Annotated in this window: 21 protein-coding genes, 3 tRNA genes and 2 pseudogenes; 11 read left to right on the top strand and 15 right to left on the bottom strand. The window is 66.3% G+C overall.

The genetic code is table 11. The annotated features are described in order from the left end of the window. Window positions 1-4 precede the first annotated feature (4 nt). Window positions 5-976 carry an NAD(P)H-quinone oxidoreductase gene (locus BST40_RS15685; RefSeq protein WP_208618907.1) on the bottom strand — a complete coding sequence of 324 codons (972 nt, stop codon included), beginning with the start codon at window positions 974-976 and terminating at the stop codon, window positions 5-7. Between the two features lie 33 nt (window positions 977-1,009). Between BST40_RS15685 and BST40_RS15680 the strand changes: the two genes are divergently transcribed. Beyond that, a tRNA-Ser gene (locus BST40_RS15680) sits at window positions 1,010-1,099 on the top strand. Between the two features lie 71 nt (window positions 1,100-1,170). On the opposite strand, the gene BST40_RS15675 is transcribed toward BST40_RS15680, so the two are convergent. Further along, window positions 1,171-1,956, bottom strand: coding sequence for an enoyl-CoA hydratase/isomerase family protein (locus tag BST40_RS15675; protein WP_075549813.1), 786 nt, complete (start codon window positions 1,954-1,956; stop codon window positions 1,171-1,173). Beyond that, window positions 1,953-3,218: a CaiB/BaiF CoA transferase family protein gene (locus tag BST40_RS15670; RefSeq protein WP_083154714.1), complete on the bottom strand. Its 1,266-nt coding sequence runs from the start codon at window positions 3,216-3,218 to the stop codon at window positions 1,953-1,955. The genes BST40_RS15675 and BST40_RS15670 overlap by 4 nt, the downstream gene beginning before the upstream one ends. An 84-nt stretch (window positions 3,219-3,302) precedes the next feature. On the opposite strand from BST40_RS15670, the gene BST40_RS15665 reads away from it, so the two are divergent. Then, on the top strand, window positions 3,303-5,195 hold the full coding sequence (locus BST40_RS15665) for a helix-turn-helix domain-containing protein (protein WP_083154692.1): 1,893 nt from the start codon (window positions 3,303-3,305) through the stop codon (window positions 5,193-5,195). Window positions 5,196-5,220: 25 nt separating this feature from the next. Here BST40_RS15665 and BST40_RS15660 read toward each other — a convergent pair whose 3' ends face one another. From BST40_RS15660 to BST40_RS15645, 4 genes are read right to left on the bottom strand one after another with little or no spacing between them, the layout of a single operon-like run. Further along, window positions 5,221-6,327 carry an Rv2629 family ribosome hibernation factor gene (locus BST40_RS15660; protein ID WP_083154712.1) on the bottom strand — a complete coding sequence of 369 codons (1,107 nt, stop codon included), beginning with the start codon at window positions 6,325-6,327 and terminating at the stop codon, window positions 5,221-5,223. Between the two features lie 47 nt (window positions 6,328-6,374). Next, window positions 6,375-6,563: a hypothetical protein gene (locus tag BST40_RS15655; RefSeq protein ID WP_075549815.1), complete on the bottom strand. Its 189-nt coding sequence runs from the start codon at window positions 6,561-6,563 to the stop codon at window positions 6,375-6,377. A 29-nt stretch (window positions 6,564-6,592) separates the two neighbouring features. Beyond that, on the bottom strand, window positions 6,593-7,828 hold the full coding sequence (gene lipE, locus BST40_RS15650; protein WP_075549816.1) for a lipase LipE: 1,236 nt from the start codon (window positions 7,826-7,828) through the stop codon (window positions 6,593-6,595). Between the two features lie 36 nt (window positions 7,829-7,864). Then, window positions 7,865-8,677, bottom strand: coding sequence for a crotonase/enoyl-CoA hydratase family protein (locus tag BST40_RS15645; protein WP_083154690.1), 813 nt, complete (start codon window positions 8,675-8,677; stop codon window positions 7,865-7,867). A 24-nt stretch (window positions 8,678-8,701) separates the two neighbouring features. Between BST40_RS15645 and BST40_RS15640 the strand changes: the two genes are divergently transcribed. Continuing rightward, window positions 8,702-9,283 (top strand): TIGR03086 family metal-binding protein, encoded by a 582-nt coding sequence (locus BST40_RS15640; protein WP_083154688.1) that lies wholly within the window; start codon window positions 8,702-8,704, stop codon window positions 9,281-9,283. A gap of 6 nt (window positions 9,284-9,289) precedes the next feature. Here the strand turns inward: BST40_RS15640 and hisC are convergent, their stop codons facing one another. Beyond that, complete coding sequence (gene hisC / locus BST40_RS15635) at window positions 9,290-10,360, bottom strand: histidinol-phosphate transaminase (RefSeq protein ID WP_075549819.1); 1,071 nt, start codon at window positions 10,358-10,360, stop codon at window positions 9,290-9,292. A gap of 83 nt (window positions 10,361-10,443) precedes the next feature. On the opposite strand from hisC, the gene BST40_RS15630 reads away from it, so the two are divergent. Together BST40_RS15630 and BST40_RS15625 are read left to right on the top strand one after the other, a co-directional pair. Next, window positions 10,444-10,532, top strand: a tRNA-Ser gene (locus BST40_RS15630). 32 nt (window positions 10,533-10,564) lie between these two features. After that, window positions 10,565-10,637: transfer RNA gene (locus tag BST40_RS15625), tRNA-Arg, on the top strand. Here BST40_RS15625 and BST40_RS31720 read toward each other — a convergent pair. Together BST40_RS31720 and BST40_RS15615 are read right to left on the bottom strand one after the other, a co-directional pair. Next, window positions 10,596-11,133 (bottom strand): annotated as a pseudogene (locus BST40_RS31720) (pyridoxamine 5'-phosphate oxidase family protein). The gene BST40_RS15625 and the pseudogene BST40_RS31720 overlap by 42 nt on opposite strands. Before the next feature lie 132 nt (window positions 11,134-11,265). Further along, a complete protein-coding gene (locus BST40_RS15615) occupies window positions 11,266-11,682 on the bottom strand; it encodes a PIN domain-containing protein (protein ID WP_075549820.1) in 417 nt (138 codons plus the stop codon). Between BST40_RS15615 and BST40_RS32560 the strand changes: the two genes are divergently transcribed. Further along, on the top strand, window positions 11,672-11,800 hold the full coding sequence (locus BST40_RS32560) for a hypothetical protein (RefSeq protein WP_275887182.1): 129 nt from the start codon (window positions 11,672-11,674) through the stop codon (window positions 11,798-11,800). The two genes, BST40_RS15615 and BST40_RS32560, sit on opposite strands and share 11 nt — an antisense overlap. Before the next feature lie 238 nt (window positions 11,801-12,038). Here BST40_RS32560 and BST40_RS15610 read toward each other — a convergent pair whose 3' ends face one another. Beyond that, on the bottom strand, window positions 12,039-13,358 hold the full coding sequence (locus tag BST40_RS15610) for a serpin family protein (RefSeq protein WP_158084017.1): 1,320 nt from the start codon (window positions 13,356-13,358) through the stop codon (window positions 12,039-12,041). Between the two features lie 120 nt (window positions 13,359-13,478). Next, a complete protein-coding gene (locus tag BST40_RS15605) occupies window positions 13,479-14,123 on the bottom strand; it encodes a TetR/AcrR family transcriptional regulator (protein ID WP_083154684.1) in 645 nt (214 codons plus the stop codon). Window positions 14,124-14,241: 118 nt separating this feature from the next. On the opposite strand from BST40_RS15605, the gene BST40_RS15600 reads away from it, so the two are divergent. Together BST40_RS15600 and BST40_RS15595 are read left to right on the top strand one after the other, a co-directional pair. Further along, window positions 14,242-14,694 (top strand): DUF1772 domain-containing protein, encoded by a 453-nt coding sequence (locus tag BST40_RS15600; RefSeq protein ID WP_075549839.1) that lies wholly within the window; start codon window positions 14,242-14,244, stop codon window positions 14,692-14,694. 72 nt (window positions 14,695-14,766) lie between these two features. Beyond that, complete coding sequence (locus BST40_RS15595) at window positions 14,767-15,138, top strand: nitroreductase/quinone reductase family protein (RefSeq protein ID WP_240316534.1); 372 nt, start codon at window positions 14,767-14,769, stop codon at window positions 15,136-15,138. A gap of 127 nt (window positions 15,139-15,265) precedes the next feature. Here BST40_RS15595 and BST40_RS15590 read toward each other — a convergent pair whose 3' ends face one another. Together BST40_RS15590 and BST40_RS15585 are read right to left on the bottom strand one after the other, a co-directional pair. Continuing rightward, window positions 15,266-15,781, bottom strand: a complete 516-nt coding sequence (locus tag BST40_RS15590; RefSeq protein WP_075549824.1) for an ester cyclase — start codon at window positions 15,779-15,781, stop codon at window positions 15,266-15,268. Between the two features lie 144 nt (window positions 15,782-15,925). Further along, window positions 15,926-16,924, bottom strand: coding sequence for a phosphotransferase family protein (locus tag BST40_RS15585; protein ID WP_083154710.1), 999 nt, complete (start codon window positions 16,922-16,924; stop codon window positions 15,926-15,928). Between the two features lie 50 nt (window positions 16,925-16,974). Here BST40_RS15585 and BST40_RS15580 point away from each other — a divergent pair, with 50 nt between their 5' ends. Beyond that, entirely contained in the window at window positions 16,975-17,361 is a 387-nt protein-coding gene (locus tag BST40_RS15580) for a nuclear transport factor 2 family protein (protein ID WP_075549825.1), read from the top strand. Here BST40_RS15580 and BST40_RS15575 read toward each other — a convergent pair. After that, window positions 17,352-17,665 (bottom strand): annotated as a pseudogene (locus BST40_RS15575) (nuclear transport factor 2 family protein). The gene BST40_RS15580 and the pseudogene BST40_RS15575 overlap by 10 nt on opposite strands. Before the next feature lie 83 nt (window positions 17,666-17,748). Here BST40_RS15575 and BST40_RS15570 point away from each other — a divergent pair. After that, window positions 17,749-18,693: a class I SAM-dependent methyltransferase gene (locus BST40_RS15570; protein WP_075549826.1), complete on the top strand. Its 945-nt coding sequence runs from the start codon at window positions 17,749-17,751 to the stop codon at window positions 18,691-18,693. Window positions 18,694-18,842: 149 nt separating this feature from the next. After that, on the top strand, window positions 18,843-19,403 hold a 561-nt coding region (locus BST40_RS15565; protein WP_142276739.1), incomplete at its 3' end, for a PE family protein.

The raw sequence follows: 19,403 nt of genomic DNA, 5'->3' as shown, positions 1-19,403 counted from the left end.
CGGGCTAGACGGTCAGCAGGATCTTGCCGTACGTCTTGCCCGACAACATCAGCTGATGCGCCTGCGCCGCCTGTTGGATGGGCAGGCGGGTGCCGATGATCGGACGAACCCGCTCGTTGCCGATCATCGGCCAGACCGAGGCCGTCACCGCCGACGCGATGGCGCTCTTGCTGTTCGGACCGGTGACCGGCCGGGCCCGCAGCGTGGTGCCGATGATCCGGGCCCGTTTGGTGAGCAACTTGCCCAGGTTGAGCTCCGCCTTGACCCCGCCCTGCATGCCGATGACCACCAGTTGACCGTCGACGGCCAGGGCGTCGATATTGCGGTCCAGATAGGCCGCGCCCATGATGTCGAGGATCACGTCGGCGCCGGGCGTTTCCTGTTTGAGGCGCGCGACGAAGTCCTCGTCGTGATAGTTGATGGTGATCTGCGCCCCGAGCTCGCGACAGAGTTCCAGCTTTTCCGGCGTCCCCGCGGTGACCGCCACCCGGGCGCCCAGAGCGCGTCCGACCTGGATCGCGTGGGTGCCGATGCCGCTGGCGCCGCCGTGGATCAGTAGCAGCTGACCCGGGCTCAGATGGGCGGTCATCACCAGGTTCGACCACACCGTGCAGGCGACTTCGGGAAGTGCTGCGGCGTCGACCAGACCGACTTTCGGTGGAAGCGGCATCACCTGGCCGGCCGGAACGGCGACGTACTCGGCGTAGCCACCGCCCGCCAGCAGCGCGCAAACCTCTTGTCCCACTGCCCAATCCGAGACACCGGAACCCACGTCGGCCACCGTGCCGCTGACCTCCATACCGATGGTCTCGCTGGCGCCCGGCGGCGGCGGATACTTTCCGGCCGCCTGCAACACGTCGGCGCGGTTGACCCCGGCCGCGGCGACCTTGACCAGCACCTCGCCCGGGCCCACGCAGACATCGGGCACTTCCTGCCAAACCAGTTGCTCCGCCGATTCGGCGACGATGGCACGCATGAGGGCCACGCTACAACCGCTACCCTAAGCAGCGGTGGCGTGGCAGAGCGGCCTAATGCACTCGCCTTGAAAGCGAGAGACGGCTAAAACCGTCCGGGGGTTCAAATCCCTCCGCCACCGCCATTTGGGGCGGTTTGCGAGTTTGGCACCGGAGCTTGGGGCCGTTCGGCGACGGGGGACCGACATGGCGGTTCCTAGCTCGCGGTGGTACTTGCCGCGGATTCGGCGCAGCGGAAACGTTCCTCGGTGAAGCGGACGACGGCTTCCCGGACGTGTCCCGACACGAATGAGCGCGCCATCTCCTCGGCGTCGCGCTCGATCCGTGCGGCGTCGAGCGTGGGTTTGACCAGTTCCCGCGTTCGCAGCAGGGCTGGGAAGCAGTGGTTGGCCACGGATTCGGCGATGCGGCGAACGGTGTCGAGCGGCACGTCCGTGACCAGGTCGTCGATCAGCCCGGTGCGCAGCGCATTCGCCGCGTCCATCGGCCGGCCGGTCAGCATCATCCATTGGGCGGTCGCATCGCCGACGATGGTGGTCAGCCTGCGCAGTGTGATGCCATCGGGGACAACCCCCAGCGCGCCGAACGGCAGCCGGAACGTGCTGCGGGCAGTCGCGATCCGGTTGTCCGCCGCCAGAGCCAGCTCGACGCCGCCGCCCGCCGCGAGGCCGTCGACGGCGGCGATCGTCGGGATCCGGCAGGTGGCGACGGCGGCCAATGCCCCGACGACGATCCGGCAGTACGCGGTCGCGGCGTCGAGATCACTGGTCGCGGCGAGCACGTCGGCGAGGTCGGCCCCCGCGGAGAAGTAGCCGCCGGCCCCCCGCAGCGCGATCAGCCGGACCCCGTCGGTCTCGGCGAGCTCCGGGACCAGTTCAGCGATCGCGGTCCACATCGCTGCGGTCAGGGCGTTGCGCTTATTCGGGCGCGAGACGGTCACCGTGGCCAGCGGACCGTCGATCTTCCACCGGATCTCGCTCATCGGGTGACCTCGGCCATCTCGCCGTGTGCGAGCAGCACACCGTCGGCGACCAGACCGGCGATCTCGGTCTCGGACACACCGAACTCGCGCAGGATCTCTCGGCTGTGCTCGCCGAGCAGGGGAGGCACCAGCCGCACGGAGCACGGCTGGTCGTCGATGTGCAGGGGGCCACGGACGAGGTTTACGGTGCCGAGGCTGGGGTGGTTGACGCTCTCGACGACGTCGACCGCGCGCACCTGCGGGTCGGCAAACACGCCCGCCATGTCGTGGACCGGCCCGGCCGGGATGTCGGCCTCACGGAGCAGGCGGACCCAATGCGCCGAGTCCGCCGTGGCCAGAGCCCCGGCGATGACGGCGTCGAGTTCCTCGCGATGGCGCAGCCGGCTCGGGCTGTCGCAGAAGCGCGGATCGTTGATCAGATCCTCGCGGCCGACCAGCCGGCAGAGCCGCTCGAAGTGGGCCTGGGTGCCTGCGGCGATGTTGATCGCGTGGTCGGCGGTCTGGAACACGCCGCAGGGTGCCAGGACCGGATGGGAGTTCCCGACGCGTTCGGGGACGATGCCGTTGGACAGGTAATTCTGCGCCTGGAAGGTGAGGACCGCCAGGACGCTCTCGAGCATGGAGGTGCCGACGGCGCGGGTCGTAATACCCCGGGCACGCCCGGCCAGCGCCGCCGCAACGCCGACGGCGGCGAACATGCCGGTGAGGAGGTCGACGATCGGCAGGCCCACCCGCACCCCGTCACGGGACGGCTCGCCGGTGAGCGACATCAGGCCGCCCATGCCCTGGATGATCTGGTCGAAGCAGGGTTCACGGCGCAGCGGTCCGCTACTCCCGAACCCGCTGACACTGGCGACGATGGCGCCCGGCGCGTGCCGGTCGAGCCAGTCGGCGTCGAGGCCGATGTCCGCCAGGATGCCGGGACGGAAGTTCTCCACGATCACGTCGACGTGCTCGGCCAGCCGGCGCAGCACGGCCCTGCCGTCTTCCGAACGGAGATCGAGGGAGATGGAGCGCTTGTTGCGGTTGACCGAGACGTGGTAGAGGCTGGTGCCTCGATCGTGCGGCCCCCAGCGGCGGATCATGTCGCCGCCGGTCGGCTCGACCTTGATGATGTCGGCGCCGAGGTCGCCCAGGAGCGTGGTGCAGAACGGACCCGACAGCGCCCGGGTGAGGTCGAGGACGCGGATGCCCTCGAGCGGAAGGTACTTGGCGGGACCGGTCGCCGAAGGAGATTGGCCATGCGAACTGTCATGCGTCATGAGGCACAAACCTACGGCGGCCATGACGCCTGCAATATAGTTGTAAAACTATTATTCAATGGATCTGGATAGGTTCACACACACATGTCCACGGTCGTGGCGGACATCGCTGCACTTCTGGATTCCTGCCGGGCCGGAGCCGCCGCGAGCGATACCACGCGGGCGATCGCACGACTGGCCGACAGCTTGACGCAGGCGGGTGAACAGCCGGATCTTTCCTCGTTGCAGGCACCGATCGAGGGCATCCGGTCCGACTACGCCGGTTACTTTCGCCGGGAGACCGAGCTGTACCGGCTGTTGCAGACGGCGCAGCGGCTGCTGGGCACTGCTGCTTTAGAGGAATTGCTCGCTGTCATCGTCGAGGCGACTCGCGATCTGATCGGCAGCCAGGTCGCCCATCTCAACCTCGTGGATCGCGGCGAGCAGTTCTCGACCATCCGCGCGACCACTGGCGCCCGCACGGAGACGTTCCGTCTTCAGCACACACCCGCCGGAGCGGGATTCACCGGACTTGTGCTGCGTCTTCGGAGCCCCTACGTCACGAAGGATTATCTGAGCGACCCTGCCATCGAACATGATCCGTCCGGCGACGCCTCAGTTCGAGCAGACCATCTCGTCACGATGGCTGGAGCGCCGATGCTCGACAAGCAGGAGCCGCTCGGAGTGCTCATGGTGAGCTGGCGGCGGCCCGTCAGCGTCACCGACGAACAAGTCGACCTGCTGACATCGCTCGCTTCTTTGGCAGCCGTGGCCGTCTCGGCGGCCCGCCGTCACGAAGAAGCACGCCGGTCTCGCATCGCGCTCGAGGAAGCGAACGAGAACTTCAGCCGGGTGAATTCTCAGCTCGAATGGGGTGCTCAGGCTCATGACCGGCTGTTGGCCCTGCTGCTACCAGGAACTGGGATCGACGCGGTCGCCGAAACCATGAACGAACTACTGGGAGCGAAGGCCGCCGTGCTCGACCCGCAGGGTGTGCTCCTCGCCGCGGCGCCTTTGTCGTGGCGGCCCGTGATAGCTCGCGGCGACCTCGACAGAATCGCTGCCGGTGGCCGGACCGCGCATGTCACAGGTGAGGGCGGGGCGCCGCTGTGGGCAGCTTCTGCCCATTCCGGCGGTGAGCCGCTCGCGGTGCTGGTCGTCGAACGCGATGATCTCCTCGACATGGAACACCTGCTATTGGAGCGCGCGGCGACCGCGACCGCCCTGCTCCTGGCCACCATGCACGCCATCTCCGAGGCCCAGTTCCGCTCGTCTGCCGACCTGGTCACCGACCTGGTCCGCGGTCGACGGCTCGATAATGTGGACCGACAGGCTGCGAGCCTGGGCCTGGAGCTCAGCAGGCCGAACGTCGTCCTCGTCACGTCGACGCTGTCCGATCGCCGACGTCAGACCCGCTCACTATTTCGCGGACACGCGCACCGAGTCGGCGGGCTTTCCGGCGAGATAGACGGCCACCTCGTCGCCATCCTTCCGCTGGCCGACCCACACGCCGCGGCAACCGATGTCGCCACCGCCTTCAACGAGGCCGGACTGCTCGTAGCGGTTGGCGCCTCGGGTCCCGCTACCCGACCGAGCGACATCGAGCAGCACTACGCAGCAGCGCTGGACTGCGCCACGGCCCAAGACACGCTGACCGGACACGGCCCGGCCACCATCGACACCCTCGGCTTCGTAGGACTACTGCTGGCCAACCCCGACCGCGCCCAGCTGAGCGACTTCGTGCATCGCCGCGTGGGTGCACTGGAAGAGCACGACACCGATCGTCACACGAGTCTCATCCCGACCCTCGAGGCCTACCTGGACCGAGACCGCAGCATCCGGGCGGCGGCCCAACATCTCCACGTCCACACCAACACCGTCCAGCAGCGATTGCAACGGATCGAAACGCTGCTCGATGTCGATCTGCATACCACCAGCTCGGCAACCGAACTCCACCTCGCGCTGCGCTTACGGCGCCTGCTGCGAACGATGTCGTGAATCCAGGTAACCCGGACACCGCCGTTCAGTGCAGCGTCGGCGCATACCGAAGCACCGCGGCAACCCCGTCGGTGGGAGCCAACCGCTCGTCGGTGCGTACCAGCGAGGCCCCGACCGAGATCGCCAGCAGCGGCAACGCCTCGTCGGCGCGCAGCGTCTTGGCCGGCGCGGCCCCCTGCTCGGAAAGCACGTCCGCGTTGGGGGCGAAGCTGCTCAGTGTCTCGTCGGCGACCACCGTGGCGTCTCCGATGTCGCCGACGATGAGCGTGTCGACCGCCCCCTGCCGCAACGCCGAACAGACGGCGCCCAGACCCTCCGCGGCGCGTCCGGACCGGCGGCCGATCTCGGCGCCGAATCGTTCGGCGGCATCGTCGATCGCCCGGAGTCGGCGCCGGACGAACCAGGACTCGATGGCGCCCTGCACCTCGTCGAGGCCGTACCCGCTGTGGCGCGCACCAACCTTCAGCGGCACCGCCCGGCCGAGTACCCGTTCCGGGAGGGCCGCCAGCAGGTCGGAGCGTGATCGCACCTCGCCGACCACGAAGAACGCGTCGATGCCGGTCTCGTCGACCAATTCGGTGACGCGGTCGGCGACGGCGCGCACGTTCTTGCGCGCGGCTTCATCGGTGCGCAACTGCGGGTCGCCATATCCCGCCGTCTCCGCGCCGGCGGCTTTGTGGACGGGATAACCGCCGCCGTCGACGGTTTCCGAGCGCAGGGTGCCGTGGCTGCGCACGGTGATGTCAGCGCCGGTGTGGTCGACCTCGACCAGCACGTAGTTCGGTGGGTCGAAGCCGTGTTCGACGATGGGAACGATGTAGGGCAGTTCGGAGACGCGCACCACCGGGGTGCTGGTGGGGCGCAGCAGATGTTCGTTGACCACCACGCCCGTTGCGCCGGCGATCACCGCGCGCCCGCTTCGGCCGATCGGTGGGCGCAGCTCCAGCACGGCCTGCTCGATGTCGGCGGTCACGGAATCGGCCACGCCCTGCTGCTCGAGTTGTTCGCGCAGCCCGCGCCACTTGAGCTCCAACTGATCGGCGGCGTCATGCGTGTCGTGTGAGTCCTCGAAATAGATCGACGCGAACGGTCCAGGCGTGTCCAACAATTGGCGGAAGCGGTCGGATTGCATACTTGTCGGGTTGCCGGGCAGGTCGGCGGACAAACCCGACAAACCCGCTAAGCCCCGTCCCCGTCGGTCTGGTCGAAGAATCGCCAGTCGCCGTCGATATCGACTTCCATCCGCCAGCCGAGCTCGGTTTTGTCGGCCTTGTTATCGACGAACCACGCGTGTGCGTCGTCGGCGTTGCCGATCTCCTTGGTGGCCACGACCTCGCCGTGCGGGTTGATCACTCGGTAGGTAGACATGGCTGCAGGGTTCCCGCCGGCCGGCGAGGTCAACCCGGTGGGATCGTGGCGGCGATGGTGTTCAGCAGCGCCCCGTAGCGGCCGGCGTCGGGATCTCTGCCGGGTTTTCCGCTGCTGATCACCGCGGCCGCCAGGCGGCGCTGCGGGTCGGCCCAGACGGCGATGTTGACCAGGCCGAGGTGACCGAACGCGGCCGGCGCGTTGCGCCCGAATGGCCCGAACCGCGTCGAACCCAGCATGTATCCGGTGCCCCAGCGCAATGGCATCAGACCGGTCGCGACGTCGGGCCGTAGCCGCCGGCATTCCTTGACCGCGTTGCGTACCGTCTCGGGCCGCATGATTCGCACCCCGTCGAGTTCGCCCCCGCGGCGCAGGATCTCCATGAACCGCGACAGCTCATTGGCGGTGGAGACGGTGTTGGACGACGGGACGATGGTGCTCAGAAACAGCGGCTGGTTGGTGTACGGGATGACCTCATGCACGGTTCCGCCGATGGCTTTGCGGAAGGCCGCGGCGATCACTGGCGGCAACGGCCGCCCGGTGGCGTGGCTGGGCGCGACCAGCGGGAGGTCTTTCTTGGCGACACCGAAGTTGGTCCACCGAAAGCCCAGCGGGTCGAGGATCTCGGTGGCAAGGATGTCGCGAATTTCCTTACCGGTGCTCCGCCAGATGATCTCGCGCATCAGCGGACCCCACGTCAACGCGTGGTACATGTGGACCAGCCCGGGCCGGTAGAGCGGCCGCAATTCGCCGAGCTTTTCTAGGGCGTACTCGTGGTCGTCGGCCTTGGTCACGTCCGGCCGGGGGCCGGTGGGAAACGGGACGCCGGCGCTGTGGGTCAGCACGTGGCGGATCGTGGTGCGGTCCTTGCCGTGGCTGGTGTAGGTGGGCAGGTACTCGCAGACGCGGTCGTCGAGGGAGAAGTGCCCCCGTTCGGCGAGCAGGTGCACGACGGTCGCGGTGATGGCCTTGGCGGACGAGTAGGCGCAGAACGGGGTGTCGGTGCTGACCGGAATCTTCTCCGCGTCGGGTGGATCGGTCGGAGCGTTGCCCCAGCCATGGCCGATCGCCCGGTTGAGCACCACGTTTCCGTTGTGCCGCAGGCACACCTGGATAGCGGGGTGCATTCCGGCCTGGTACCAGTGGCGGGCGGCCTGCCAGATCCGTTCGACGGCCGCGCTGTCGATGTCGCAGCGGTCCTCGTCGGCGATCGCCGTCACGGCGTCCAGGTCGGCGGGGACGCGGATCTTTCCGTCGGGGGTCATCTCTGCCACCTTCGCGAGGGTACGTGGCTCTAGCGGCTATAGCGGCGGCCGCTTGGCGAAGATCGCCGAGATGCCCTCGGTCAGGTCCTTCGACGGCAGGAACGCGGCGTTCCACGCGGCGACATAGCGCAGGCTCTCCGACACGGCGGAAATGCGTTGCTGGTCGAGGACATCCTTGATGCCGTGCACGGTCAGCGGCGGGTTTTCGGCGATCTCGGCGGCGGTGGCGTGCGCCGCGGCCAGCGTGGCCTCGGCGTCGTCGTAGACATCGTTGACCAGGCCGATCTTCTCGGCTCGGGCAGCGTCGATGTCGCGGCCGGTCAGCGCCAGTTCGCGTAAGTGGCCGTCGTTGAGGATCAACGGCAGCCGGGCGAGGCTGCCGACATCGGCGACGATGGCCAGTTTGACCTCGCGCACCGAGAACTTGGCGTCAGCGCTGGCGTAGCGGATGTCCACCGCCGAGATCAGGTCGACGCCGCCGCCGATGCACCAGCCGTGTACCGCGGCGATGGTGGGGGTGCGGCAGTCGGCGACCGCGCTGATCGCGTTCTGCATGCGCTTGACCTCGGCGTGGAACTCCGCGCGCGGGCCCGCCAGGGCGTCGCCGGACAGCAGCGCGGTGAAGGAGCCGCCCATCGCGGGGACGTCGAGGCCGTAGCTGAAGTTCTTACCGGAGCCGGTGATGACGATGGCCCGCACCTCGCGGTCGCCGTCCAGCTTTGCGAACACTTCGGGCATCTCCGACCAGAACGCCGGGCCCATCGCATTTCCCTTGCCAGGCCCGATCAGGGTCACCTGCGCGACCCGGTCCTTGATGTCGACGGTGACGGATTCGTATGTTTCGCCCATGCCCGAGACCGTAGCGTGGCGAGTATGTTCTCCGATTTGCGACCCGGACCAGATTCTCCACCGACCGACGAGCTGCAAAGTGCCGAGGCCTCACTCGGGGTCCTGCAGCAGGTGCTGCACACCATCGCCGCCGACGATCGGGCCAAGCAGACGCCGTGCACCGAGTATGACGTCAAGGGGCTGACCGGGCATCTGCTCAACTCGATCATGGTTCTCGGCGGCATGGTCGATGCGGAATTCTCCATGCGAGAGGACACCGACTCGGTGGAGCGTTTGGTGATCGGTGCCGCTCGGCCGGCGCTGGATGCCTGGCACCGCCGCGGCCTGGAAGGTGAGGTGTCGCTGGGCCCGGGTTCGATGTCCGCCAAGGTGGCGGTGTCTGTCTTTTCGATCGAATTCCTGGTCCACGCCTGGGATTACGCGACGGCAGTGGGACGTGAGGTGCGCGTGGCCGATTCGTTGGCCGAGTACGTGCTGGGATTGGCGCACACGCTGATCAAGCCGCACGAACGCGGCGCCGCCGGCTTTGACGCGCCAGTCGAGGTTCCCGAGCACGCCAGCGCGCTGCATCGGCTTGTCGCGTTCACCGGCCGCAACCCGGCCTGATAGCCGTCACGGGATCGACCGAGCATCGACTTCCCGCCAGCTGCGGGCGAATCGCAGCAGGGCGTCGTTTTCGTCCGGCGCACCCACGGTCACGCGGACGCCGTCGCTGCTCATGGGGCGGACCACGATGCGCGCGGCGGCCGCGTTTTCCACGAAGTCGCGAGTGCGCGCTCCCAGCGGCAGCCAGACGAAGTTGGCCTGCGGTGGCGGCAGGGTGAATCCGGCGTCGCGCAGCGCCGCGGTCACCCGGATGCGCTCGGCGACCACCGCGTCGGTGCGGGCCAGCAGTTCGTCGGCGGCATCCAGCGAGGCAATGGCCGCCGCCTGCGCGATGCTCGACACAGTGAACGGCACGTAGACCTTGTCCAGCGCGACGATCACGTCCGGGTGGCCGATCGCATACCCGACGCGTAAACCCGCCAGCCCGTACGCCTTCGAGAAGGTTCGCATCACCACCACGTTGTCGTGGGAGCGGACCAATTCCAGACTGTCGGGGGCCATGCCGTCACGGACGTACTCGATGTAGGCCTCGTCGATCGCGATCAGGATGTGTGGCGCAACCGCTTTGACGAAGTCGGCCAGGGCGTCCGGGGGAACAACGGTCGACGTCGGGTTGTTCGGATTGCACACGAAGATCAGCCGGGTGCGGTCGGTGACCGCGGCGAGCATCGCCTCGAGGTCATACGTGTGGTTGGTCAACGGCACCGGGACGGCGGTCGCGCCCGCGACCGCAACCTGCGGCGGGTAGAGCTCGAAGCTGCGCCAGCCGAAGATCACCTCGTCGCCCACCGAGGCGACGATTTGAACGAGCTGCTGGCACAGGCTGACCGAACCGCACCCGACCGCCACGTGCTCGGGACCGACGTCTACGTGCTTGGCCAACGCCGCCTTGAGTTCGACGCTGCCGTTGTCGGGGTAGCGGTTGATCGACTCGGTGGCCCGTTCGATGGCCGCGCGCACACCGGGCAGCGGGCCGAACACGGTCTCGTTGCTGGCCAATTTGATCGCCCCGGGCACCGTCTTGCCGGGAACATAGACTGGCAGCCCGTCCAGTACGGGTCGCAGACGGGCAGGCACGTCGACAGCATATGTGGCAGCTGTGTACGCTAAGCGTCCGGCGGCTCCGGGTTCCCGGCATCGGGTACCCTCAGGAAGTCCATGGAGGCGTGCCAGAGCGGCCGAATGGGGCTCACTGCTAATGAGTTGTCCCCCTTCAAGGGGACCGGAGGTTCAAATCCTCTCGCCTCCGCTGGATCCGTCGGGGAACACAACTGAACACAAGCGCCCGTAGCTCAACGGATAGAGCATCTGACTACGGATCAGAAGGTTGGGAGTTCGAATCTCTTCGGGCGCGCTTTTCATCCGGGTAGATAGCCAGCTTCTCGAGGAACCGGGGCATACGACCGGCGCCGAAATCGTAGAAACCGTACCCACGTGGGCGTGATTGCGATTCTTGCCATCCGCTCGTAGGTGTCGCGTACCTGTTGTTAAAACTTCGCGGCCGCGTCGGCATCCATGGCCATGCGGGCTGCGGCCAGGTACTCCGGAACCACACCGTCGACGATGTTCACGCTGGCATGTGCGCGGATCGCCAACGCCCGCGCTGTCTTCGGGGTGTCCCAGGAATCGATGGACAGAACCACGTTCGCGGAGCTGGACAAGGCAGCTACCTTCGGAGACGTGGTAGCGGTGGCGATGACGAATTCCTCACCGGTCCAGAAGTACCCGACCGGGATCACCCTCGGCCTCCCGTCTTTGCCGACATAAGCCAGGTGAGCGGCAGACGTCGACGCAAGCGACTCCTGTGCCCCGGCAGTGCTCAGTTCGACGTCTATCTCCTGCTTAATCACAATCGTTAGCTTTCGTGAGTCGGCGGCAACCATGCTCAAACAGCGTGAGAAGAAGCCGGCGGCCTAGCCGCCGGAGAAGTCACGAACCGCATTTCGCGAGCCAGCTGAAGGCAGCGGCTTCAACGATGCCGTTCACTCCTTGGCAGCGAACGGGTTAACTACCCGTACCCCGGCGTAGTCTTCGTCGGTGCTCAAGTCCTCGGATAGGACGACATCACAGCCAAGAGAGCGGGCGGCTTCCAGGATTGCGGCGTCCCAATAAGAGACGCGGAATCGCCTACCAGTCGCAAAAGCTGCGAGCATGAGTTCAGCTGTGATCGGGGCGACGGGAAACCGCATGAACGACTCCACCAGCCCGACGGCCTGCTCGTGGCTGATTGGATCGGGCCTGCTGCTGCGCGTTGCCTGAACGTAGAATTCCTGAAGAACCTGAACGGAAACCGCGAGGTCGCGGTCGGCCAGGATTTCGTTCGCACGCCTGCCCTTCTCCCGCTCATGGCGATCGCGGGAGATCGCGTACAGCAGGACATTGGTGTCAATGAACCGCACGGGCGTGGACTTGGTCGCGGCTCAGACGATCTGCGGCGCGAAACCGACGAATCTCATTCTGGATCTTTCGCTGCTGTTCCTCGAGCCGCGAAAACGCGGCATCGCGTTCAGCAAGTGAAGTGAGATATCCCGCCACCAGCGTACTTACCGACTGGCCAAGTTCTGCCGCCCGAATCCGTGCCGCCCGGTAGACCTCGTCGGGGACGGCGACGGTAATATTTTTCACAGTTCCACATTATCACAGTAACTGTGAGACTTAGCGATGTCGTCGACCATGCGTCGCGGTCGCGCGGGTAAGTCGGGCGGCTGTGCCGGGAAGGCCGGCCGATCTCATCGATGTGCCGCACCGCCATGCCTCAGCGCGGATCCATCACCTGTCCCGCGAAGAGCACTGCGCCGGTCTTGTCGACAATCGCGAACAGGAACGGGTGATCGACCGTCACCTCTTCGACCGGACCAAACCCTCCGCCGATCACCGTTGAAACGGCTGCGGCTTCCGTACCGAACTCGTCGATCCCGACGAAGGCCTTCTGCAGTATGTGGGTGATCTTCAGCTGTTCGTCAGTGGTGATGTGGGAGAAGTCCGCCTGCTTCTCGTCGAATGCGCGCGGCATCCCCATTGCCGCCAAAGTCTCCTTGAATTCCTCGGGTCCCCAGGTGATACGAAACTTGGGCAAACTCAGCACGACGGGCCCCTGCACAAAGGCCAAGTTACGGAACCAAGCGTCGTCCATGCCGTTGCGAACCGCCTGGAGCTGTCCCTCCGCCGGCAACACGATCAGCATCGTGAGGTCGCCGCCCACGTAGGGGAGTTCCACTGCCTGAAAATTCGACCCGGCCACGTAGGGCAGCGACCTCGCCTTGTGCATCATCGGCACGGTGACCGCTGATTGCGGAGTCACGCGGAAGCTGCCGTCGCGCGTGTCTTGTGTCGGAAATGGGCTCTCCCAGCTCGCCTTGAGGTAGGCCGCGTTCAGCAGCACGACACGCGTCAACTCGTCTATCGCGCCCGGCGGGATCGGGTCTTTGATCTGCCCTTTCGTCGCGTCGCTGGCGAAGTTGTTGATGGTGACCCGCTCGCCGTCGGGGTTGCCCTTGAAGTCGCCGAGGTGCGCGCCGGCATCGTATTGGGTAGCCAGGATGTCGAGGAACGGCGCGCGAACCGACATGCCACGCTGCAGCCAGACCGCGTCGACCATCGCCAGTTCGATGCTCCGCGGGTCCTCGGCAGAGATCGCAGCGCGGTTGCGTGAACGAAGCTCGAGCAGCAGCTGATTCATGGCACGGTAGTAGCTGTCATTGCCAAACGGATCGCGCAGCACGGTTTTCATTTGAGCCGCCGTGTCAGCGGCGGCACCGGCATAGGCCATCGACAACGCGACGCCGAGGCTCAGCGGAGAGAAGACCAGGTTCTTTTCACTGGCCGCCGACATGCGCCGGAACAGGTCCAGCCCGAAACCGTTGGTGGCGTTGACAAAACTCTGCTCATCCGCCGCGGCAACGTCCGGCGTGTTGTCGTACGGAAGGCTTGACCGCGTGACGGGCGCGGGTGTCGGTCCTGGTGTGGACTCCGCACGATTGCGATCGCCCCCGCAGCCGACAGCACTTGTGAAGACGACGGCAGCAGCAATCACGCCGTGGAGTCCGACGCGGAATGAACGGGTTAGGGGATTCACGGCGACCAGTATGCGCGCCTCGGGACGAGGACATTTGACAAATCTCTCGCGGAAATGCATTTGGTTCCGTCCGGCGGCTTGACTTCGCCGGCGGGTAGCTGCGCCGAACTGATCGTGGACTTACGAATCGGCGACGGATCTTGAAGTTCTTCGGCGCGGGGGAGCGCGCCGGTCGGGTTCAGTAGCGTGGGTTGCACGAGTGAACTGACTAATCAGGAGCTCGACTCGAGCGCCGTGTTGCCCCGGGCGCAATCGGCCCGCGCGGTTGAGCGCGACGAGTCCGTGCAGCGCCGCCCATAACACCTCCGTCAGGGTGTCGACGTCCTGTCGGTCCGCAATTTCTGTGATTGCTTGACGTAGCTCTTCGAAGGCCGCTGACAACTCGGGTGGGGTAGCTGTGTCGGCGAATCGCAATGTGGTTGCCCGGATGAACATGGCGTCGTAGAGCGCCGGGTTCTTCTCGGCGAACTCGATGTAGGCATGTGCGATTCGTTTCAGCGTCGCCTTGGGAGTCCGTCGTCCGCGACGGGCGCACGACAGCACCTCGGCCAGTTCGGCGAACCCGTCGATCGCCACGGCTTCAGCGATGTGATCCATACCCGAGAAGTGCTTGTATAACACGGGCTGGCTGTATTCAATCTCCTCGGAGAGCCGACGGGTGGTGACAGCTTCCCAGCCCTCGGCTTCCGCCAATTGCCGCGCCGTAGCGATGATCAGTCGACGACGCGCGGCGTGTTCGCGAGCCCGGCGCTCATTGATGGCCATGCTTCACCATAGCATCGCTAGATACATTAGTAATGCTATTGTTACGAGCGCGACTAACCGCTAGCATTGCTACCAATGACGACCCGATAGGAGGTTCGAGGTGATCGAGCTCGCCAAGATGTTGGCAATAATCTCGGTGCTGGGTACTGCGGTGGTGTACGGCACCGACGTGTTCTGCGCGCTTGTTCAGCGACCAGCACTGGCCGCGGTGGACGAGCGCGCCCTGGTGGCGGTAATGGGCCAGGTGCATCGTTACGGCGACCGGCGGATGCCCGTACCCGGGGTTCTCGGGGTTGTGGCTGCCGTCGCAAGTGCCGCACTGTTCGCGATTGCCGGTCAATGGACGCCAACCATTACGGTGGTCGGTGCCGTGGTGATACTGCTGGCGTGGATTGCGCTTTACGTGCGGGTCAGCGCGCCGATTAACCGCCAGCTCACCTCCGCCGCTACCGCCGGCCGGCTCCCGACGAATGCCCGGTTGCTGCAGTCCAATTGGGACAGCATTATCAACGCTCGCGCCATTCTGCAGGGGGTGGCACTGGCAGCGCTGTGCCTGACGCTGATCGTCTGACCCACACCGGCCGCGACGGACTGCACGGTCCCAGACCTGAGGCCGTCCCCTACCTGAAGGGAGATAGTGATCGTGATCGTACGACCGAAAACGCTTGGACGACTTCTCATGCGCGCCGCGCCGGCTTTCAATGCGCCGGTGGCCGCGGTGGCCACTTCGGCACGCTTGGGTGGATTGGTGAACCACAACATCGCCCTGCTCAGCTATACCGGGCGGCGTTCCGGACGCAGCTTCACCATCCCGGTCGCATACCGACGCGCCGGTAACCAGGTCATCATCAGCGTCAAGATGCCCGAGGCGAAGACGTGGTGGCGGAATTTCCTCGGCAACGGGGGCCCGCTCACGCTGCGGCTCGACGGGACAGAGCACACCGGGCATGGCGTCGCGCAGCGCGACAACGAGGGACGCGTCAGCATCACCGTACGACTGGCTAACGCTAACTGACCGCCGACCTGCCGGCGCGACGCCCGTCAAGGCGTTCCCAATTCATCCGATGGATGCGGAATTAGCTTGTGGGACTGCGGTTTTGGCCCGACCACGACCTTTTCCGACCGAAACCGGATGTTCCGGCCTACCGCCCGAGGCGACGACGCAGCCTGGTGATTGCGTTGAACCCGCGGGTGACCAGGCGGTCGGCGCGGGTGCCTGTCATCGGTAGCATCCCGATCTGACGAGCAAATCCGGCACCGTCGTAGTAGACGGTATTGCTGGCCACCCGGCCGTCGGGCGCCAGCCGGATGACGTCGCATCCGAGAATCTCGACTCGGCGGCCGGTCGCTTCGATGTCCTGAAAAGGCGATCCCGTGAACGATCCGCCGCCCTTCCACTGGACCACGACCTGGCCGGTGCCGTCGTCGACGACGTTCTCGATCACCAGCCGCCAATCCGGGACCGCTGCGAAGAGTCCCGTGAACCATTGCGTCAAGGCCGCTGCCCCGCGCACGGTTTCACCGGTGGCGAGGAAGTAATCGACCGAGTCGTCGCTCCAGAAGTCTTGTGCATGGGAGAAATCACGTTCGTCGAACACCCGCCGAAACACCTCCCGAACCCACTCTGCGTTCGTGGTGCCCGGTTGCAGCGCAGTCATGTGCGGCCTCCTTCAGCGGCGCTGGGACGATCATCGCCGCTGCCCCCGACACTAGACCCGGCCATGAGGCTGATGGGAGTCTTGCTCACGGCCCACGGTAGGTGCCGCCATCAGATGCCGGGATGTCGTCGCGCTCTGCGCACGTCAGCGCCGCGACTCGATGATGGTCAGCGCCCGCTCGAATAAGTGCACGGTGGCCGCATGCAGTTGATCACCGACTTGCTTTTCGGCCTTGCCCGCGCAGGCGCGGGCCAGCGTGCCCTCGATCACGATGCCGAGCTTGAAGCAGGCCAGCACGGTGTACCAGGTGATGTGCGACAGGTCGCGGGTGGTGTTGGCGGCATACCGGTGCAGCAGGTCGTCGGTACTGGCCAGTCCGCTTTGGCCGCCCAACGCGTGGCTGAAGACGCTCGACCCGTCGGGCGGGCGCCAGGTCGCCAGCAGCCAGCCCAGGTCCAGCAGCGGGTCGCCGATCGTGCACATTTCCCAGTCGACGATGGCGACCACGTCCGGCCCGGTCCAGGAGAACATGACATTGGCGGCGTGGTAGTCCCCATGCATGATGCCGGGTGTCCACATCGTCGGCCGATGGTGCTCCAGCCACGTTGACACCTGCTTGATTCCCGGGATCTGCGGGCCGGGGTAGCCGTCGTACTGCTGATAGGACTCCAGCTCGGAAAGCCAGCGCGGCACTTGGCGTTCCAGGAAGCCTTCCGGTTTGCCGAAGTCGGCGAGCCCGACGGCGACATGGTCTACCGCGCCCAGCCTGGCCAGCGCATCGGCCATCGCCAGGCCCATCCCGAACCGCACCTGTGCGTCGCCCGCGTGCAGCGGCGGCAGCCCCTCACCGGCGTTGAAACCCTCGACGGGCTCCATCAGGTAAAAGACCGCGTCACCGAGCACACCGGGGTCGTCGCAGGTGGCGATCAGCCGCGGATGCGGGACGTCGGAGCCGGCCAGCGCGGCGAGGACCCGGGTTTCCCGCAGGATCACCGCGTTACTGCGCGGCCGCAGGTGCCGCGGCCCGCGCCGCAGCACATACTGCCGGCCGCACCTGGTGAATCGCAGCATGACGTTTTGCGTTCCGCCGGTTACCGCGCCGACGTCCTGCAATGGACCCTCGCCGAGTCCCCGTTCGGACATCCATGCGGCCACCGCTTCCAGGTCCACCTGTAAAAACCTACTCTGGTGCCATGACGTCGCCGGTACTCCAGCGTTGGATCGAGATCGTCGATTCCGGGCGCATCGATGGTCTCGAAGCGTTGCTCGCCGAGGATGCGGTCTTCTTCTCGCCCGCGGTCTTTAGGCCGCAGGAAGGGCGGGCGCAAGTGGTCGCGTATTTGGCTGCGGCGTTGAAGTTGTTCGGCGACTCCGGTTTTCACTACGTCGAGCAGTGGCACGGTGAACGCTCGGCCATCCTCGAGTTCGAAGCCGACGTGGCAGGCATCTACGTCAACGGAATCGACATGCTCCACTGGAACGACGACGGCCAGATCGTGTCGGTCAAGGTGATGATTCGCCCGGTGAAGGCGCTTCAGGCCATCATCCCGAAGATGGCCGAGCTGCTGAGTCAGTCCTGAGGCTTGGCGCGCAAGGTGTAGCGCACTGTCTGAACCCGGATCATGCCGTCGGCGAACACGAACGTGTCGATGCCGTCGGCGACGTGCTGTTCTTGAAGATCTGAGTTTTCAAGTTCCACGCCGCGTCGGGCAGATCGTCGAGCAACCTGACGAATACCTGCCGGATGGCGTCCTTGCCGCGCGCGACGCCGGCTGAGGTGAGCACCACGGAGTCGTCGGCGTAGTCGGCGACGATCTCGTCGAGGTTGCCGGTGGCCAGCGCCCGACCGTGGTGGGCGAATACTTCCTGGGGCGTGCGTGTCATAGCGAGCGATCGTAGCCCGCAGCCGCTGGAAGAATGGCTCGCGAAAACCGACTTAATCCGACCTTATCCGACGGGGTGTGGGGATGCCGCGAACTGACAATGATTCCTGGGACATCACCGAGAGTGTGGGAGTCACCGCCCTGGGCGTGGCCGCCGCTCGCGCCGCCGAGACCGAGAGCGAAAACCCGCTCATCAAGGATCCGTTCGCCCGGGTGTTCGTCGAAGCGGCGGGCGAGGGCATCTGGTCGGTTTTCGCCGATCCCCGGTTGCTGGCCCAGGCGGCCGATGCCGAACCCGAGGTGCGCTCCCGGGTTCGTGCGATGGTCGACTTCATGGCCACCCGGACGGCGTTCTTCGACGAGTTTTTTCTGGGCGCTGCCGACGCCGGTGTGCGGCAAGTGGTGATTCTGGCGGCGGGACTCGACGCCCGCGCGTGGCGGCTGCCGTGGCCCGACGGCACCGTCGTCTATGAGCTGGACCAGCCCAAGGTGTTGGACTTCAAGACCGCAACGCTGCGCCGGCACGGCGCACGCCCGACGGCACACCTGGTGAATGTTCCGATCGATCTGCGGCGGGATTGGCCAACGGCCTTGCAGGAGGCTGGGTTTGATGCGCCCGAGCCTTCGGCCTGGTCGGCGGAGGGCCTGCTGCGCTATCTTTCGGCGAAGGCCCAAGACCTCTTGTTCGAGCGCATCGATGCCCTGAGCCCGCCCGGCAGTCGGCTTGCCTGCAACGCGCCCGGCGAGGGCTTCCTCGACCCAGACCTGGTGCGGCGCCAGCGTGAGGACATGCAGCGCATGCGAGCCGCCGCCGCCCGGCTGGTCACGGTCGAGGTGACCGACCTCGACGACCTCTGGTACGCCGAGGAACGCACCGCCGCGGCCGACTGGCTATCGCGACACGGCTGGCAGGTGTCGTCGCGGACCATGTCGGAGGTGTTGGCCCGTTACGGCCGTAGCGTGCCCAGCGATCTCAAAGATTCCATGCCACCAACACTTTTCGTGTCCGCGCAGCGACCGGCGTCCTGATCGCAGATTCGCTGGCTCCGCACGGCTCGCGGTGTCAGCTTGGGGCCGCGGCCGCTGGCAAATATGAGTTCAGGGGAATGCCGGAATTTGCGTCTACGTCACAGTTACGCTGCCGTCAATAGTTCACCGACGAACGGCTGGAGGTAGCAATGGCGCACCTGGTGGCGATTCCGGAGATGCTGGCTTCGGCGGCGACGGATCTGGAAGGGATCGGTTCAGTGCTGGGCGCGGCCAGCGCGACGGCTGCCCTCCCAACCACCGGGGTGCTGGCGGCCGGAGCCGATGAGATCTCGGCGGCCGTAGCGTCGGTTTTTGCCGGTCACGGGCAGGCCTACCAGGCGATCAGCGCTCAGATGAGCGCCTTTCACGCCCAGTTTGTGCAGGCACTCAACGGCGCGGGCGGCGCTTATGCGGCCGCCGAGGCGGCCAACGCCTCGCCGTTGCAGGCGCTGCAGGACACCGTGTTGGGTGCGATCAATGCGCCGGCCCAGACGCTGTTGGGCCGCCCCCTGATCGGCAACGGCGCCGATGGGACGGCGGCCAATCCCAACGGCGGGGCCGGTGGGCTCCTCTACGGCAACGGCGGTAGCGGCTATTCGCAAACCGCCGGCGGGCAAGCAGGGGGCGCCGGGGGTGCCGCGGGACTCATCGGAAACGGCGGGTTGGGCGGCGCCGGCGGCGCCGGTGCGGCCGGCGGTGCCGGGGGAGCC

Origin of the sequence: Mycobacterium persicum (assembly GCF_002086675.1) — a bacterium.
Classification (GTDB): domain Bacteria; phylum Actinomycetota; class Actinomycetes; order Mycobacteriales; family Mycobacteriaceae; genus Mycobacterium; species Mycobacterium persicum.
This window is presented reverse-complemented; position numbering and strand designations above follow the sequence as displayed.

Excerpts from the sequence above, each read along its gene's own strand:
- BST40_RS15600 (WP_075549839.1), top strand. The coding sequence starts at position 14,242 with ATGTTGGCAATAATCTCGGTGCTGGGTACTGCGGTGGTGTACGGCACC.
- BST40_RS15645 (WP_083154690.1), bottom strand. The coding sequence starts at position 8,677 with ATGGGCGAAACATACGAATCCGTCACCGTCGACATCAAGGACCGGGTC.
- BST40_RS32560 (WP_275887182.1), top strand. The coding sequence starts at position 11,672 with ATGAACCGCACGGGCGTGGACTTGGTCGCGGCTCAGACGATCTGCGGC.
- BST40_RS15670 (WP_083154714.1), bottom strand. The coding sequence starts at position 3,218 with ATGACGCATGACAGTTCGCATGGCCAATCTCCTTCGGCGACCGGTCCC.
- BST40_RS15640 (WP_083154688.1), top strand. The coding sequence starts at position 8,702 with ATGTTCTCCGATTTGCGACCCGGACCAGATTCTCCACCGACCGACGAG.
- BST40_RS15590 (WP_075549824.1), bottom strand. The coding sequence starts at position 15,781 with ATGACTGCGCTGCAACCGGGCACCACGAACGCAGAGTGGGTTCGGGAG.
- BST40_RS15685 (WP_208618907.1), bottom strand. The coding sequence starts at position 976 with ATGCGTGCCATCGTCGCCGAATCGGCGGAGCAACTGGTTTGGCAGGAA.
- lipE (WP_075549816.1), bottom strand. The coding sequence starts at position 7,828 with ATGACCCCCGACGGAAAGATCCGCGTCCCCGCCGACCTGGACGCCGTG.
- BST40_RS15655 (WP_075549815.1), bottom strand. The coding sequence starts at position 6,563 with ATGTCTACCTACCGAGTGATCAACCCGCACGGCGAGGTCGTGGCCACC.
- BST40_RS15580 (WP_075549825.1), top strand. The coding sequence starts at position 16,975 with ATGACGTCGCCGGTACTCCAGCGTTGGATCGAGATCGTCGATTCCGGG.
- BST40_RS15605 (WP_083154684.1), bottom strand. The coding sequence starts at position 14,123 with ATGGCCATCAATGAGCGCCGGGCTCGCGAACACGCCGCGCGTCGTCGA.
- BST40_RS15660 (WP_083154712.1), bottom strand. The coding sequence starts at position 6,327 with ATGCAATCCGACCGCTTCCGCCAATTGTTGGACACGCCTGGACCGTTC.
- BST40_RS15570 (WP_075549826.1), top strand. The coding sequence starts at position 17,749 with ATGCCGCGAACTGACAATGATTCCTGGGACATCACCGAGAGTGTGGGA.
- BST40_RS15665 (WP_083154692.1), top strand. The coding sequence starts at position 3,303 with ATGTCCACGGTCGTGGCGGACATCGCTGCACTTCTGGATTCCTGCCGG.
- BST40_RS15675 (WP_075549813.1), bottom strand. The coding sequence starts at position 1,956 with ATGAGCGAGATCCGGTGGAAGATCGACGGTCCGCTGGCCACGGTGACC.
- BST40_RS15585 (WP_083154710.1), bottom strand. The coding sequence starts at position 16,924 with ATGTCCGAACGGGGACTCGGCGAGGGTCCATTGCAGGACGTCGGCGCG.